This is a genomic window from Budvicia diplopodorum (genome assembly GCF_009800925.1).
Lineage (GTDB): Bacteria > Pseudomonadota > Gammaproteobacteria > Enterobacterales > Enterobacteriaceae > Budvicia > Budvicia diplopodorum.
The window spans coordinates 172,668-189,070 of record NZ_WOYF01000004.1; the positions used below are offsets into that span (position 1 = coordinate 172,668).

15 protein-coding genes are annotated in these 16,403 nt (G+C 44.7%); 1 reads left to right on the forward strand and 14 read right to left on the reverse strand.

All coding sequences use genetic code 11. The features are described from left to right. From tadF to GVI43_RS06315, 14 genes are all read right to left on the reverse strand, one after another. Entirely contained in the window at positions 1–591 is a 591-nt protein-coding gene (tadF, locus tag GVI43_RS06250; protein ID WP_246201551.1) for a tight adherence pilus pseudopilin TadF, read from the reverse strand. Beyond that, positions 554–1,048: a TadE/TadG family type IV pilus assembly protein gene (locus GVI43_RS06255; RefSeq protein ID WP_159565998.1), complete on the reverse strand. Its 495-nt coding sequence runs from the start codon at positions 1,046–1,048 to the stop codon at positions 554–556. Before GVI43_RS06255 ends, tadF begins: the two co-directional genes overlap by 38 nt. Further along, positions 1,045–1,794 carry a tetratricopeptide repeat protein gene (locus GVI43_RS06260; RefSeq protein ID WP_159565999.1) on the reverse strand — a complete coding sequence of 250 codons (750 nt, stop codon included), beginning with the start codon at positions 1,792–1,794 and terminating at the stop codon, positions 1,045–1,047. The genes GVI43_RS06255 and GVI43_RS06260 overlap by 4 nt, the downstream gene beginning before the upstream one ends. Continuing rightward, on the reverse strand, positions 1,787–2,623 hold the full coding sequence (locus GVI43_RS06265) for a type II secretion system F family protein (protein ID WP_159566000.1): 837 nt from the start codon (positions 2,621–2,623) through the stop codon (positions 1,787–1,789). The genes GVI43_RS06260 and GVI43_RS06265 overlap by 8 nt, the downstream gene beginning before the upstream one ends. Next, the gene (locus GVI43_RS06270) at positions 2,623–3,504 is read right to left on the reverse strand and encodes a type II secretion system F family protein (protein WP_159566001.1); all 882 of its coding nucleotides are present in this window, start codon (positions 3,502–3,504) and stop codon (positions 2,623–2,625) included. Before GVI43_RS06270 ends, GVI43_RS06265 begins: the two co-directional genes overlap by 1 nt. Next, positions 3,501–4,784 carry a TadA family conjugal transfer-associated ATPase gene (locus GVI43_RS06275; protein WP_159566002.1) on the reverse strand — a complete coding sequence of 428 codons (1,284 nt, stop codon included), beginning with the start codon at positions 4,782–4,784 and terminating at the stop codon, positions 3,501–3,503. The genes GVI43_RS06270 and GVI43_RS06275 overlap by 4 nt, the downstream gene beginning before the upstream one ends. A gap of 11 nt (positions 4,785–4,795) precedes the next feature. Then, positions 4,796–5,932 carry a CpaE/TadZ family protein gene (locus GVI43_RS06280; RefSeq protein WP_159566003.1) on the reverse strand — a complete coding sequence of 379 codons (1,137 nt, stop codon included), beginning with the start codon at positions 5,930–5,932 and terminating at the stop codon, positions 4,796–4,798. A gap of 11 nt (positions 5,933–5,943) precedes the next feature. Continuing rightward, positions 5,944–6,441 (reverse strand): CpaD family pilus assembly lipoprotein, encoded by a 498-nt coding sequence (locus tag GVI43_RS06285; protein WP_159566004.1) that lies wholly within the window; start codon positions 6,439–6,441, stop codon positions 5,944–5,946. Further along, positions 6,438–7,793 (reverse strand): type II and III secretion system protein family protein, encoded by a 1,356-nt coding sequence (locus GVI43_RS06290; RefSeq protein WP_246201553.1) that lies wholly within the window; start codon positions 7,791–7,793, stop codon positions 6,438–6,440. The genes GVI43_RS06285 and GVI43_RS06290 overlap by 4 nt, the downstream gene beginning before the upstream one ends. Next, positions 7,780–8,622, reverse strand: a complete 843-nt coding sequence (locus tag GVI43_RS06295; protein WP_159566005.1) for an SAF domain-containing protein — start codon at positions 8,620–8,622, stop codon at positions 7,780–7,782. The genes GVI43_RS06290 and GVI43_RS06295 overlap by 14 nt, the downstream gene beginning before the upstream one ends. A 72-nt stretch (positions 8,623–8,694) precedes the next feature. Then, positions 8,695–9,120, reverse strand: coding sequence for an A24 family peptidase (locus tag GVI43_RS06300; RefSeq protein ID WP_159566006.1), 426 nt, complete (start codon positions 9,118–9,120; stop codon positions 8,695–8,697). 134 nt (positions 9,121–9,254) lie between these two features. Continuing rightward, on the reverse strand, positions 9,255–9,488 hold the full coding sequence (locus GVI43_RS06305; RefSeq protein WP_159566007.1) for a Flp family type IVb pilin: 234 nt from the start codon (positions 9,486–9,488) through the stop codon (positions 9,255–9,257). Positions 9,489–9,805: 317 nt separating this feature from the next. Then, positions 9,806–10,396 carry a winged helix-turn-helix domain-containing protein gene (locus tag GVI43_RS06310; RefSeq protein WP_159566008.1) on the reverse strand — a complete coding sequence of 197 codons (591 nt, stop codon included), beginning with the start codon at positions 10,394–10,396 and terminating at the stop codon, positions 9,806–9,808. A 1,086-nt stretch (positions 10,397–11,482) separates the two neighbouring features. Then, entirely contained in the window at positions 11,483–13,777 is a 2,295-nt protein-coding gene (locus tag GVI43_RS06315; RefSeq protein WP_159566009.1) for a YgiQ family radical SAM protein, read from the reverse strand. A 445-nt stretch (positions 13,778–14,222) separates the two neighbouring features. Here GVI43_RS06315 and nrdD point away from each other — a divergent pair, with 445 nt between their 5' ends. Then, a complete protein-coding gene (gene nrdD / locus GVI43_RS06320) occupies positions 14,223–16,361 on the forward strand; it encodes an anaerobic ribonucleoside-triphosphate reductase (RefSeq protein ID WP_159566010.1) in 2,139 nt (712 codons plus the stop codon). The last annotated feature ends 42 nt before the right edge of the window (positions 16,362–16,403 follow it).

A 16,403-nucleotide genomic window follows, 5' to 3' on the forward strand; every position in this document is an offset into this window, starting at 1 on the left:
TTATCTCACCACCACGATAGAAAAAGACTTATGCTGAGTCTTGCCGTCTCCTCCACCGGTGAACCGGGTAAACCAACTGACTGAGGGTAAACACAGCGTAACTTGATACATAGGCACCCAACGCCCGTAGCTTCCTTTAGGTGAAAGATCCTGCATATTGTTAAGCTTGGTATAAGGTGTACAGGTCTCTGGCCCAGACCTGAAGCTGTTATAGCGCGACACAACCCGGCTATGGAGATTGCTGGTTAGCTTAGGTTCAACAAAATGCAGCTCTTCTACGGTTATCGATAAATTGCTTAAGTCAGCCCCGCTTTCCATATCCAGCAGTACCTTTTTAGCCAGCTGCGAAATCGTATCGACCTGACGTTGGTTCAGGTACTCATCATTATGATAAAGCTGAGTCCTCTCACGCAAAGTCCCTGCAACGGAGTAGGTCACTCTGTCGAGCTTTCCAATCATCGCCTGTTGTAACACCAGATCGACGAGAAAAGCGGTCAAAAAGGTTAACACTACGCCAATCATCGCAAACTCAACGGCTACTGAACCGGATTCATTAGTCAACAAAGGCCGAACGTTCATATTCTTGAACAAAGATCACCTCTCGATTTAATAATGTACTGGCCCACATTTTCGGAAACGGGAAGAACATCGGGTGGTATCGATAATTAAGCTGGTAGCGCGCCAGCGGGCTATCGGTTGACATAGCGCTATAGTTATTCGTCAGCAGGTCGTCAATGCTATGGGCAAAATTAACCCGAATTCTGACCGCATCCTTCGAGGTTAAGAATTTCCATAGCGTTCCGCTTTCTTCGGTTAGCCGTATTCTAAAACGGCGCTGATAAGCTCCTGAATTGGGCTGTTTAGCATTTTTGGCCTCTTTCGCGGCTTCAGTGACGGCTAGATCGATAACCGCAGACATATAAGACAAGCGGGCAATCTCGGCGACAAACATCACCATGCTAAAGAAGCCAAAAAAGACCATCGCAAACTCAATACTGGCAACCCCCTCCCTTCGGCGCCAAAAACTGAGCAATGGCTGTTTAATCATCCTTTATTCCCACCGTTGCCGTTAGTGACGTTATTGACCTGATTTAGCGCTTCAATGATGTCCTCTGAATTATCGGAGAGTTTTTCAGACTCAATGATGTCGCGGGCATAGCGGGTATCTCCAACTTTGACTAAAGAAAACACCAGATTGTGTAATAGGCGATCGCCTTTACGGCCGCGTAAATACTGAGGAAGAAGTAACCGCACTGAGTCGTCATAGCGATTATCAATCATGGCGATCATGGCCAGATTATTAATGGCGACATCGTCGGCAATAAACAGTTCTCGGGAACGTTCAATGGCGGTCTTAGCATCGGTTAAACGACCGCTTTCTGCCAACGCGATGCCTTTTAGATTGTAAGCATCGCCATTTTCAGGATTGCGCTGTAGCAGCATGTCCGTCACGTGCATTGCTTTGTCATACTCTTTTAGCGCAATCAGGTTTTTAGCCTGTAGCAAATAGATGGCATCGTCAGGCTTTTCCATTAACGGCTGTAGGTAATAAAGTGAAGACTTGCCGTCACCCACTAAGTAGTAATAGTTGGCCAGCTTATAACGAATCGTGGAGTCTTCTTTTTGCTTTAGCCAGCTGCGATAAAGATCGATAAGGCCATTGTAATTCTTGGCACTTAGCAAAATGTCTTCTTTATAGGTCAGTGACTTATCATCAATGCTTTGCAGGCTATGGCAGCCGCTTAGCAACAAACAAAACGCCAACGCCAGAGAAACAGAAATCAGTTTAGACATGAAATAAAATCCTTAATAAGCCCGGTGCGGCAATTAATATAACTATCGGGAACATGACAAAAAGAATGAGGGGTATGCTCATTTTTGCCGACAGGTTGCCCACTTTTTCTTCCATGGTAAGCAGTTGGAGATCGCGAATGTCTTTAGAGAGATCCATCAGCTGTTCATACACTGAAGTACCGAAATAAACGCTCTGCTGCAAAGTAGTACAGAACATTTTGATTTCCAGCGTTGGTAAGGTGTAGTAAAGCTCTTTTAACGCACTTTCTAGCCCCTTCACCTCAGAACGGCGAATAACCCGATCCACGGTTTTAGACAGATCCCGATTAATATCGCTAAAGTGATCCGCAACGTATCTCAGCGAGCTTTCGATGGTCATTCCCGCCTGAATGCAAACCGCAATCAGATCGATAAAATAGGGAATATCATTCATCATGATGCGAGTTCTGGCATTGATCATATATTTGCGGATCATCGCCGGGAGTACGATAACCGTGGCCAAAACCACCGTCAGAATCACGGCGCCATTCTCCAGAGTCAGCGACAGTACGCCGGTCAGGTTAAGCAGATACAACAGAAGCGCCACGATGCAGGCAATCATCAGCTTATAGTTGACATGCTTATCCAGTTGAGCAAAGAAGTTGATCGCCTGATTATTGCTTTCGATTAATACTTCATATTCCGCCGTCGGCGTGAGCTTAATCTGAGGATCGAGATCTTCACTCTCAATCACGCGTTTCACCTGATGAAAATGCTTACGTTCACGCATCTGAACCAGCAAAAATACGATACCGACAACAATCAACGCCAGATAATAGATAATCACCATTAGGTTGCCCTCTTGACTAAAATCCAGATGATCCCCAGCCCCAGCGCTTCACTGGCTAAAACGTAATAAAGAATGTACTGCCCGGTAGGGTCATCAATAATGTAATTAAAGTTCTCTGGGCTCATGAACTTCATGCCGATGAAGAAAAGCAACGGGATTGCAGCGACGATTTTGGCTGACATACGGGCTTCGGAAGTCATTGACATTTTTTTTCGCTCTATCGCTTTAGTACCGGCCAGTACGCGGGCAAGGCGCGCCATCAGGACACGCAGCTGACCGCCGCGCTGAATACTCACCAGCATTACGATGATAAAGAAGTAAAACTCTTTGTATTTGAAACGTTGGTAGGCATCGTTAAATACCACTTCAGCATCTTCCCCCAGATTGAGCCGACGCCCGATCAGGTGAAACTCTGCGCCCAGCGGCCCGGAGACATCTTTGCCGCAGCGATCCAGCGCATGATGGATGCTGCTACCGGAAGAGACCGCCGCATTAACAACCGAAATAATTTCTGGAAAGCTATTGTCAAACACCTTGCGATTAGTAATTCGCCCGAAATAGATCTGCCCCCAAAAAATCAGCGCTACCGTAGCCAAAATAAGCAGTGGCCAGTTAAAGTGGGTCCAGGAGCTATTAACGAACATCGCCCCGGTAAAAATAGCAAACATAATGACCGAATTTCGGATGGCTTTTTCATTGTGATAACCACGAAAATACTGCATCCATTCACTGAAAAACCGCCCCAGCTTGACGCTAACTCCGCTCTGAACAGGCTGCTCATTTTTAACCGCATTAAATGAATCACTCTGTTTGCGCCAGCTAAAAATGTTAATCACCATTAACAGCACGCCGGAAACAACGATCACGATATAAATCATCATGATATAATTCCAAACATCTGTTTTAGTTCATCGCCCAGATCGAACATGTAGGCATTGCTCATGATGGTAGAACGAATCAGTAGACCGTGATTTTTGAACTCACCGTCAACGGAACCCGCTTCGGTTTTGGTCTGTTTTGCCTGAAAGGTGAAGATGTCCTGTAAAATAACGTTATCCCCTTCGATCCCCATGATTTCGGTAATGTTCATGATTTTTCGCGAACCGTCGTTCATGCGAGAAACCTGAACGATCAGATTGACCGCTGACGCAATATTGCGTCGGATGGCGGTAATCGGCATGCTCATACCTGACATCATCACCATACTTTCCAGCCGGGCCACCGCATCTCTTGGCGAGTTGGCGTGCAGCGTTGACATCGAGCCGTCGTGTCCGGTATTCATCGCTTGCAGCATTTCAAACGTCTCTTCACCACGGCACTCACCGATGATGATGCGATCCGGGCGCATACGCAGTGAGTTGATCACTAAATCACGCATGGTGATTTGACCGGTATTTTCTATTCCGGCCAAGCGCGTTTCTAAGCGCACAACGTGGGGCTGCATTAGCCTTAGCTCGGCGGCATCTTCAAGCGTGAGGATACGTTCATTTTCACCGATATAGTGAGAAAGCGCGTTAAGCAGGGTGGTTTTACCGGAACCGGTACCGCCGGAGATAATAATGTTTACCCGACAGCGGGCCGCGATAATGAGCAGGTTAGCCATTTCGCTGCTCATGGTTCCCAGCTCAACCAGATCTGCCAACATCTTGTTATTTTTACTGAACTTACGAATGGAGATTGACGTTCCTTCCAGCGCAATAGGAGGAATCACCACGTTAAGCCGGCTGCCATCTGGCAGACGTGAATCAACCAGCGGGCGACCTTCGTCAATCCTGCGCCCAACCCGTAGTACCAGACGCTTAGCGATATCCGTTAGCTGGGTATTATCAATAAAACGTTTATTGGTCTTTTCTAACAGGCCAAAACGCTCAATAAATATCGATTCAGGTCCATTAACCAGAATATCGCTGACGGTATCGTCTTCAATAAATTCGCGCAACGGGCCAAAACCCAAAATTTCATCGGCAATATTTTCTACCATCTTGCGTTGCTGATAAGCGTTGATATACAGATTATTCGCCGTAATGGCTTTTTCAACATTCTTCGTCAGTTCGGCGATCATCGAGTCACGTTCAAGCACCAAATGCTCGATTTTTTCAATTTCGATATTCTTAAGCGTCTCTTCTCGAATCAATATCTGAGTTTCAATATCAAGTTCCATCTGGCCCTCCTTTACTTAGACCAACGCTGGCGCAATTGCAGTAGCATCGATGTATTTGGCTTATTACTTTTCGTTTCTTCAATACCCAGAATATAGCGGGCCAGTTGATCCAGTGGATTCCTGAGTCCCTTTTTCCAAAAACCGGGCGCAATGGCCTTAGCGCCGATCTTCTTCATATAGGGCAAAACGATATCAACCGGCCGCCCCAGTAGCGATTCTAAATCTATCAGAGAAATTCTCGACTCCATGGCTGGGCGGCTTTCGTTCAGACAAATGTACAGGCGGCTGGACAATCGCTTATTGCTGCGCTGTGACCGATCAAACTCGTCTAAAAACTGGCGAGCGGTACGCACCGATGAAGTACTGTGATCGATCATCAGGATCGCGCACTGGGTGCTTTCAGCCAGTGCGTTTAGCTGCTCTTTTTTGAAGCTATGAATCGACTGGTCATAAACAATAAAGTTATATTTAGCGAACTCCGGCTGGGATAAATCAGGCATTTCGTGTGAAAAATCCTGCTTTAAATCTATATGGTTGTTATATGAGACCAAGTCCTGATTCAGCTTTTTCCCCAGTAACAAATCGAGATCGTGAGAACCATGCCCACCCTGCATCAGCAGTAATGGTAATGGCTTGATCCCGACAACTGAGCGAGAAAGCTGGTAGCTCAGTAGCGTGGTGCCGATACCGCCTTTACAGCCCAAAATGCTGATATTGATTGCCCTACGCCGTTCTTCACGCACCAAGCCGTTGACTACCCCCTCAGCTAACTCATCGAGCTGAAAAGTGGAGTAGAAATAGGAAATTCCGTGATCCATAAAATTCTGAGCAACGGTAATCGAGTCAATGTCACCAACAACGGCACAGCCACAACCGCGGGGAATTTGGCTATTAATCATTGAAATCAGACGGGAAATGTCATTGCAGTTAACAATATCAATAACAACCCTACGCAGGGAGTCAGGCAGAACAATTTTGTCAGCGTTGAAAAAATCAACGCTCATTTCCTCAACCGTAGAGATGCCAGCTATGCGGATCCGCTGACAAATATCCTCACGCAACGCATCACGAGATGAGATCACCAGCGTACTTTTGTCGCCTTGATTCTTATTTTTTCGTACCTCATCTTTCTGTAAAAATAACAACATGACTTACGTCCTTAAAAAATAAAATCCATCGGGTTAACCAGACTTCGACGCAAAGAGTTATTCAGCGCACACCCGAGATCGTCCGTCTCTCGATAGCGGTAATTCTGAGTGTTGTAATTACAACGCTGAGCTCTCAGCCTAACGGTCTCAATATTCACTATCAGATTGGCCTGCGGTTGATTGTTAAAACCACCAACGGCCTGAGTGATATTGATGGAGTGAGGCGCAACGCCTTGCTTAATCAATTCCTGACGAACCTTGGTTGCAACCGGTTTGTAATTATTTTTTGACCAGCTAATCGTAATGGTGCTGGAACGATTGGTACCCAGACCATGCAACACCTTACCTATCAGTATTTCGCTATCGATGTCAGTATTACCGCTCAGGGTGAACGACTGCACTTCGACTTCAGGCGATGCGTAGAACCGGCTGTTATAAGCCTGATCCTGAGCCTGAACCCCGAGGGAATAAGCGCAAATTAGCAGGGCAAGCATCCATAGGTGTCTCATTTCACAAACCCACCTTTATTGAGGAAATCCATAGCGCGTTTTTGATTACGGCTGTCACGAAACCCGCTGAAGTTAAAGAAGCGCTCGGTTGTGCTACTGTGCACAAAGTCAGGGAATATGATGTCTCGCGATGAAACCGGCTTGACCAGATTGACCGTTGCGACCACAACCAGTTCGGTACGATTGCGGGTAGTTGATGCATTGCGGAAAAAAGCGCCGAGGATCGGGATATCGCCAACGTAGGGAACTCGGGACAATGACTCTTTCTCAGAGGCGTTAATCAACCCGCCGAGTAAAAAGCTCTCACCGTCACCTAGCTCAACGGTGGTACGGGCCCTGCGGGTTTTTAACGAAGGAAACGAAGCGCCAGCATCGGTTTGATATATGTCACTCAGGCTACTGACCTCTTCACCTAACATCAGGCGAATACGCCGGTTATCGCTGACTTTAGCGCCAATATTCAGCTTAATACCGAACTCTTTAAACTGAACGTTAGTGCCGTTTTCCGACGTGGTAACGATCGGAATTTCTCCGCCCACTAAAAAGTCTGCGGTTTCTCCTGACAATACCGATAGGTTGGGTTCAGCCAACACTCTGGCGATTGAATCATTGCTAATGGCGTGAACTAAGTTACTCAAAGAATCTGCATCAAACTTAATAAAATTGAAGGTTCCGGCGTTCTGGCCAATAGTCTTCCAGTCAATCCCAACGTTGTCCGTAAATTCTTTAGTGACCTCGACAATCGAAAGCTTAACGTTAACCTGATTGGTCAGCGGTAGCCGGAGCTTGTTGACTACGCCTTTATAGCTGACTTCGTTAAGAAAGTTAGAGGCGCTGTCACCGCCACCGCCGCCGCTGTCATCTCCGACTTCTTTTACCGTCTTTTTAACCTCGGTTTTCTCAGCGCCAATGCCCTCACCTACGATTTGATAAATACGATCGCGCGCGTCTTCATTAGGTACGAAACCGGTCAGAAGATAGGTACTACCCGCCCGCTGAATGCTGACGTTACTGTCAGGAAATTCTGCCCGAATGGTTTTATCAACGGTGCCCAGCAGATTATTGACCACCAGCGAAACCTGGACGATCTTGCGCCCGCTTTGATCAAAAATAGTAAAGTCGGCACGCCCCTCTTTGCGACCATAAAGTACCAGACTGTTATCATTAACCAGCTCATAGTCGGCAATCTCAGAGGCAGAGATAAATACCGTATCAATGATCTCCTGAGTGTTAATAACCCGAGATTCTCCCGGCTCCAGATAAACCTCATTAGCCTGCGCGAAAAACGAAAGCAGGAAACAGCCGGCCAACGCCGAAAATAGTGCAAATTTTCTGATCTTATCCCTGAGCACGATGTGATCCCCTGATTTCTTTAATTGTTCGTAGCTGAGGTAATAGTGTGTCTAATCGGATTTTTCCGTCCTCAGAGCCACCTTTAGCGGGTAGCAGCAATAGCTCACCGACTTTTTCTACGGTATGGATAAATTCCAGATCCTTGGTTTTTGCCTTAAGCTGGATATAGCCCAGTACGTCATCATCTTTACTGAGCAGTCCGCCACTGAGATCGACTTTAGGCATACGAAGTACTGTTAAAGGGGAAATTAGACGACTCAAAACGTACTTGTCGCTCTTATTTGGACTTCCTCCGCCGGATTCAAGCCCGATTTGTGCCTTCATACGGCTATCGTTAGAAACTTCTAGCATGCGTAAATAAAGGGCAACTTCATCACCGACGGCTAATGAATTAAGTAGATAGCTATTGGTAGCCTTGATCGGGAAACTGTAAGTCATTTCATCGTTATGCAGGCTATTGAGCACATAATCAGGGCTGTCGAAGCTTTCCAACATGTTGGCGACAATATAGCTTTCAGCTTTGATCGAACTTTTTAGCCTGTACCCACGTAAGGAGCCGGTGTTTAATGCAGAAATATCAAGAGAGGCTAAGTCACTGTTTTCCTCTACGCTAATCTCACTAAGTTGGTAATCTTCCGACCTGATAATATGGCCGTGAGTAAGATCGGTTTTAGCCACAGCCACCGTTAGCCTACGCTTGGTCGAATCCTGAGTATTTACGGCAGTCGTTGCCGGTGCAGCAGGTTCCCCACTGACAAAAACCCAAATACCGATCACTCCGACCACAATAACGATGAGTGAGATAAAAAACATTATTCTATGATTCACTGCGAATAACTCTCCTGAATGTTAAGGTTTATTAATACTGGTTATGACCTAATTGATAGCCAATAAGGCTAATTAAGTTATAAAAGAAGCGAAAAAAAATCCCACGGCGATTGCCGGGCCCATAGGCACACCCGACTGACAAATCGATCGACGAAAAAATAGGAAACCAATAAAAACAATAAGCCCGCCTGATACTGAAGTTAGCCATAAAAATGGCCAAATTTGCTGAGCGGTTAATGAGAGTGAAAGTGCAGAAATCAGCTTAACGTCTCCAGCACCCAATATATTGAAATTAAATAAAACAAATCCCAATGCTAAAAGGCTTACGGCAGCCAAAATATTAATTGTGCTGTGATGGTAATAACCAAAAAGAATAGCAACAATAAGAATAGCAGTAACAACTTTATTACTAATAATTCTGAATCGAATATCAGTATAAGTAGTCCATATAAGCAGCATTAACATGACTAAAAAAATGCCATTAATTAAAGTTGTCATTACTTTTCCTATTATAAAAGCTAAAGTGCTTAGAATTTGTAATCTCCAAGCACTTTAATCAAATCCGATACCCCATATAAATGAGTGTCAGTTCATCAATATCATCCTACGAGCGTTATCGGAAATTCAGACAACTACGGCTTAGTAGAAGTAACGGATAGAATTGCCGCCTGAATCTTCTGGAATGCTTGCTTTAGTTCAAACAGGAAACCAGTACTTTCGCCATTACCTAAAACAAGAGCCAGCAGTGAAGCTACAGCAACACCAATTAATGCGTATTCGATGGCAGTAATACCGCGCTGATCTTTAAGAAAGCCTTTAAGGCCTAAATAAGCCGCGATATAACCTTTGGTCATCACATTAAACATATTTCAATTCCTTTATGAAAAAATACTCACAATTAGTATTGTTGAGTGTATTTATATTTGCCTAGTACTTTAACCCTCATTCGTTTTTAAAATGAGTGAGTAATTAAGTCATCCTTGTAGAAACCCAGCAAAAATATAAAACTATTTGCGTTTATCAAGTCAAAAGCTCACCTGCAACAAAATAGTATTTTCCGGTTGCTAGAAGATAACGAGACAAATTTAACCACATTCGATTTTGATTACTCTATTCTTTCTCTCTCAATTAATTTGATACATTCTTAATAAGTTACCTTTCACCCTACTGATAACCTCAACGACTATAAATATGACTTTAATAATATATATATAATCAGCACTGACAGCGTGCTTAGCCAGCAAACGGCAACCACCGCCAGTATGGATACCAGGAAACTCCACCGCCTATCGGCAAATAGATTCGCCGCTTTGGCCTGCCTCTCACTTTCTCTTTTTTCGAGCGCAGTCACGAGGGTATTATCCAAACCGCCAAGCGGTGCGATATATTGCACCGGTTCTGGCTGAGCTGAAGAATGTAATGCCTTTTCTGGCATAGAGTCAGGCTTCTCAGTAGCTATCTTGGTCACTTTGCCTACGTACTGAGCGCCTTTTCTCGGAATAGTGCGAATCAACGTCTCTCTTAATCCCACTTGAGAAAATGCCTTACGCAGAGCATATAGCTGACCGTAATAGCTACTTTCACTGATAGCACCGCTTTGTTCTTTCCATACCTGATGAATGAGCTTCTCTTTTTCAGTCACACCGTTAAGCAATAAGATCAGAAAACGGAGACTGTTTTCAGTCAGCTCGAGAACGGTTCCGTCTGCACCAATCAGGCACCGTTCTGAGGGTGAAAACTCCACATCATTCTCTAACTTAAATCTCATATTCATAGGTCTATATATCCCTTTGTGATAAAACCTAAACCATACAATTACACAAAAAGCAGCGAATGAAGCTACCGGTATTTAATGTTTCCTACCATCAATATCTGTATACACTGATATATACAATAAAAATGTAAACTAACTAAAAACTAATGAGAGACAGGGAGAAATAAAAGTTTTTAGGAATATTAAAAACATTAACTCTCTGCTTTGCAGATGCCCCTGATATAGTACTTTCATGTCGGATTCATACGGTTGCTAGTTCATAATATTGATATAGGTTTATTACATCACTTGTTAAATCTTAATTTAAATATATCTATTAAGAAATGGCCTTAAACAACCGTTATATAACCAGTTGTGTCGAAATATGTCAAATACTCTTATCTCATTAACTTTTAACACCTCAATTATTCTTAATTAATCTCAATGAATGTTGAAAATCGCCAAATACAGTCAATTGAAAACAAAGTTATCATTAATTTTCGGAGCATTGATAGAATAGTAAACAGCAAAATCAAATCAATAATTTATCAAATTAACAATAAATATCTTACTTTTCATATAAATAATGAAACCCAGCCATTTTAGAAGGAAATGTGATCTAGATCAAAAAAATGATTATTTTATAGCTATTGATCGCGGATTGAGCAAGGGATTATTTTCTGAGTAATGTGAATAACTCAATAACTTAAGGAGTTGTCATAGAATTATTTTAATCAAATTCATCAAAAAATCTAAATAACATACTAGAAAAAACACTTCTTAAACATGTTGACAAGAATTCTCTTTCATTAAAATAGCATCATATTATAAACATAATCTGATATTACTTACATCAAAGAATCGGTTTGCAAAACAGTTACTACTTAATTATTAGTATATGGCGACAGCACAGTATGTAATATTTACGCAGTCAAATTATACAATAACAAAAAAGCTATTATAATGACTTTTAAATATGTATTAGCAGTAAATATGGGGGAGGATGAGATTTGAGTATAGTTTAGTCCGGGACTCGTAAAAAGTCCCAAATTAAATACGGAGTACAGAATAAGTAATAAATAATATGCAACAATTAATATTTAAATGCTACCGGGTTCTGCTTCTTCCTTTTATTCCATTATTAGATTTACCAGACTTTGACGAATGGGGGGATGCCGAAGGTCGATCGACCTGCGAAACTGTATTGTCAGGCTTAAGAGCAGGTTTCTTCGGTTTAGCTACCGGATTACCGCCTCGATTAGGCACTCGCTGCTGTTCTATATCCGTATGCTTAGTCATTGCCGGACGGGTGTTGTTGCGAAAACTGCGCTTGGCCGCTCTTTGCTCTTCAATCGTCGGTGTCGGAACTAGGCACTCACGACGGCTGCCAATCAGGTGCTTTAATCCCATTTCTTCCAGAGCATCACGGATCATTGGCCAGTTTGCCGGATCGTGATAGCGAAGTAAGGCTTTTTGCAACCGCCGCTGGCGATCGCCTTTTGGTATAGCCACCTCTTCGCTTTTATAGTCCACTTTAGCCAGCGGATTCTTACCCGTGTAATACATCGTGGTCGAGTTAGCCAACGGTGACGGATAGAAATTCTGTACCTGATCCAGACGGAAACGATTTTTCTTGAGCCATAAAGCCAGATTAACCATATCCTCATCCTCAGTTCCCGGATGGGCTGAGATAAAATAAGGAATTAAATACTGTTCTTTACCCGCTTGTTTAGAATAAGTATCAAAAAGTTCTTTAAAGCGATCGTAGCTGCCCATGCCCGGCTTCATCATTTTAGACAGCGGGCCCTTTTCGGTATGTTCAGGGGCGATCTTCAAATAGCCGCCCACGTGGTGAGTCGCCAGCTCTTTAATATAGCGAGGATCTTCAACCGCGAGATCGTAACGAACGCCGGAGGCAATCAAAATTTTCTTAATTCCTTTCAAATCTCTGGCGCGACGATACAGCTTGATTGTTGGCTGGTGGTTAGTATCCATATGCTGACAAATTTCAGGATACACGCACGACGCTCTACGGCAGGTTTGCTCAGCTCTCGGTGACTGGCAGCGCAACATATACATGTTGGCCGTCGGACCGCCAAGATCGGAAATAATGCCGGTAAAACCGGGCACGCTGTCGCGAATCTCTTCGATCTCTCGAATAATTGAGTCTTCAGACCGGCTTTGAATAATTCGGCCTTCATGTTCGGTAATCGAGCAGAATGAACAACCGCCATAGCAGCCGCGCATAATATTGACCGAGAAACGAATCATTTCATAAGCGGGTAAGCGCGAACCTTCATAGGCCGGGTGCGGTACTCGCTGGTACGGCAGGGCAAAAACGCTGTCCATCTCTTCGGTTGACAGTGGAACCGCCGGTGGATTGATCCAGACAAAACGGTCGCCGTGCTTTTGTAATAGCGCTCTGGCACATCCAGGATTAGTTTCATGATGCAGAATGCGCGAAGCATGGGCATACATGACTTTGTCAGCTTTAACCTTTTCATACGACGGCAGCAAAACATAGGTTTTTTCCCATGGCTTTGGCTTAGCCGGCTGAACCACTACTTCTTTGGCAATAGGCTGCTTTTCAATGGCAAACTTGCTGCTTTCATCAACGCAGGCTAAATCATCGCCATACGGATGGGGAATGGGGTCAATGCGCCCCGGCTTATCTAAACGGGTGGAATCTACGCCAGCCCAACCGGGTAACGGGCCTTTACGCATCACGGCGGTGTTACGAATATCCTGAATTTCAGCAATCGTTTCGCCGTTGGCCAGGCGGTGCGCCAGTTCAACCAGCGGACGCTCGCCGTTACCATAAATTAGCATGTCCGCTTTAGCATCGACTAACACTGAGCGCCGGACGGTATCAGACCAATAATCATAGTGGGCAATACGCCGCAGGCTGGCTTCAATACCGCCAAGAATAACCGGCACCTCTTTATAGGCTTCTTTACAGCGTTGGCTATAAACCAGCGAGGCTCGATCGGGGCGCTTTCCACCAACGTTATCCGGCGTGTAGGCATCATCATGACGCATACGCCGATCGGCGGTATAGCGGTTAATCATTGAATCCATATTACCGGCGGTAACGCCAAAAAAGAGGTTGGGCTTTCCCAAACGCATAAAATCGTTTTTATTCGACCAGTCAGGCTGAGCAATAATGCCAACGCGAAATCCCTGAGCTTCGAGCATGCGACCAACAATTGCCATGCCAAAACTAGGATGATCAACATAAGCGTCACCGGTCACCACAATAATGTCACAGCTATCCCAGCCTAAAGCATCCATCTCTTTACGAGACATAGGCAAAAACGGCGCAGTGCCGAAACATTCCGCCCAGTAAGGGGTATAAGAAAACAGATCTCGTTCTGGTTGAATCAGGCTAATGCTGGTACTCATAGGAAAACTCGTTAACACGTTATTCGGGGGCCGTCCGTCCGGCAGGTCGAAGATTATACAGCTTTATACCGGATGATCACGGATAAAAAGCAATATAAAACCCAGATGATTGTCGGGGTATACAGCACGAAGTTTCGGCTAAAAATGTAGATGCGTTTTTTTTCAGAATATCGTGGTCTTTTACTCACCTTTTTGCTCAAAAAGGATGCTGAAAATCTATTTTTTCGCCATTTTTAGGATGAAAAATAGACAACCGACAAAATCCTTGTCCTTCGTCAAGTAAACTGACTTCTCTTTGCATGAAATACAATATATAGTTGCAAACAATAAAAACACACCCATATGTAGTAATTACCCACAAGAGTTAGCGGTTCATTAGCGCAGCACTTGTGGATAACTGCGAATAAATTGAAGACGAAGCAGTAAGCTAGTCAAGGAGCCAGTTGTGAAACCAGTTGTGATTAAACGTGATGGTTGCAAAGTACCCTACGTTGAGGTACGAATTAAAGAAGCCATTCAGCGTGCTGCCAAAGCGGCTAATATCGATGACGAAGGTTATTGCGCCAGAGTTGCGCAGTCGGTAACGCAACTAATGGCCAATCGTGACGCTGTAGATATCAATGAAATTCAGCAGGCGGTTGAAAACCAGCTGATGAGCGGCGACTATAAAAAGTTAGCCCGTACTTACATTGAATATCGCCACGATCGTGACCTGTCCCGTGAAAAACGTGGCAAGCTAAACCAGGATATTCAGGGTCTGGTTGAACAAAGTAATATTGCGCTATTAAACGAAAATGCTAATAAAGACAGCAAAGTTATCCCAACTCAGCGCGATCTGTTAGCCGGTATTGTAGCCAAACACTATGCTACGCAGCATCTGTTGCCTCGGGACATTGTCTTGGCCCATGAGCGCGGTGAGATTCACTATCACGATCTGGACTACGCCCCATTCTTCCCAATGTTTAACTGTATGCTAATCGATCTCAACGGCATGCTAACCAACGGGTTCAAAATGGGTAATGCCGAGATCGAGCGCCCTAAGTCTATTTCAACGGCGACGGCGGTGTCTGCCCAAATTATTGCACAGGTTGCCAGCCATATTTATGGCGGAACCACCATTAACCGTATTGATGAAATCTTGGCTCCGTTCGTGACTGAGAGCTATAAAAAGCACAAGAAGATCGCAACCGAATGGGATATTCCTAACGTTGAAGAGTACGCTAAATCAAGAACGGAAAAAGAGTGTTACGACGCCTTCCAGTCGCTGGAATATGAAGTCAATACGCTGCATACTGCCAACGGTCAGACGCCGTTTGTCACCTTCGGCTTCGGTTTGGGAACAAGCTGGGAATCTCGTCTGATTCAGCAATCGATTCTTAAAAACCGTATCGCCGGTTTAGGTAAAAACCATAAAACAGCGGTGTTCCCTAAGCTGGTGTTTGCCATTAAAGACGGCCTGAACCATAAGTTTGGCGATGCCAACTATGATATCAAGCAACTGGCATTAGAGTGCGCCTCTAAGCGGATGTATCCGGATATTCTTAACTACGATCAGGTCGTTAAAGTAACCGGTTCATTTAAAACTCCGATGGGCTGTCGTAGCTTCCTTGGCGTGTATGAAGAGCAAGGCGAACAGATTCACGATGGCCGTAACAATATCGGCGTGATCAGCCTGAACCTGCCGCGCATTGCGCTGGAAGCCAAAGGTGATGAATCCCGCTTCTGGGAAATTTTAGAACAGCGTCTGGTGTTATCGAAGAAAGCGCTAATGACCCGCATTGCGCGTCTTGAAGGCATTAAGGCGCGAGTTGCACCGATTCTGTATATGGAAGGAGCCTGCGGCGTTCGCCTGAAGGCCGATGACAATATTGCCGATATCTTTAAAAACGGCAGAGCGTCTATTTCATTAGGCTACATCGGTATTCATGAAACGATAAATGCGCTGTTTGGTAACGCGGTTCATCCTTATGACAACGAAACGCTGCGTGAAAAAGGTGTCGCCATTGTTAAGCGCCTGAAAGACGCTACCGAGCAGTGGAAAGAAGAAACCGGTTACGGATTCAGCCTGTACAGTACGCCGAGCGAAAACCTGTGTGACCGTTTCTGTCGTTTAGATACCGCTCAGTTTGGCGTAATCGACGACGTAACGGACAAAGGTTACTACACCAATAGCTTCCATCTTGACGTTGAAAAGAAAGTAAATCCTTACGATAAACTGGACTTCGAGGCACCGTATCCTCCGTTAGCCAACGGCGGTTTTATCTGTTACGGCGAATACCCGAACCTTCAGCATAATCTAAAAGCGTTAGAAGACGTGTGGGACTATAGCTACACCCGAGTACCTTACTATGGTACTAACACGCCGATTGACGAGTGCTACGAGTGTGGATATTCCGGTGAGTTTGAGTGTACCAGCAAGGGCTTTACCTGTCCGAAATGCGGCAATCACGATTCCGCTAAGGTATCCGTAACCCGCAGAGTATGCGGCTATTTGGGAAGCCCTGACGCCCGCCCGTTTAACGCCGGTAAGCAAGAAGAAGTAAAACGCAGAATTAAGCATTTAGGCAACGGACAGTTAGGATAAAACGCCCTATTCATGTTGCTCTATGGAACCTCTATTCCGGCT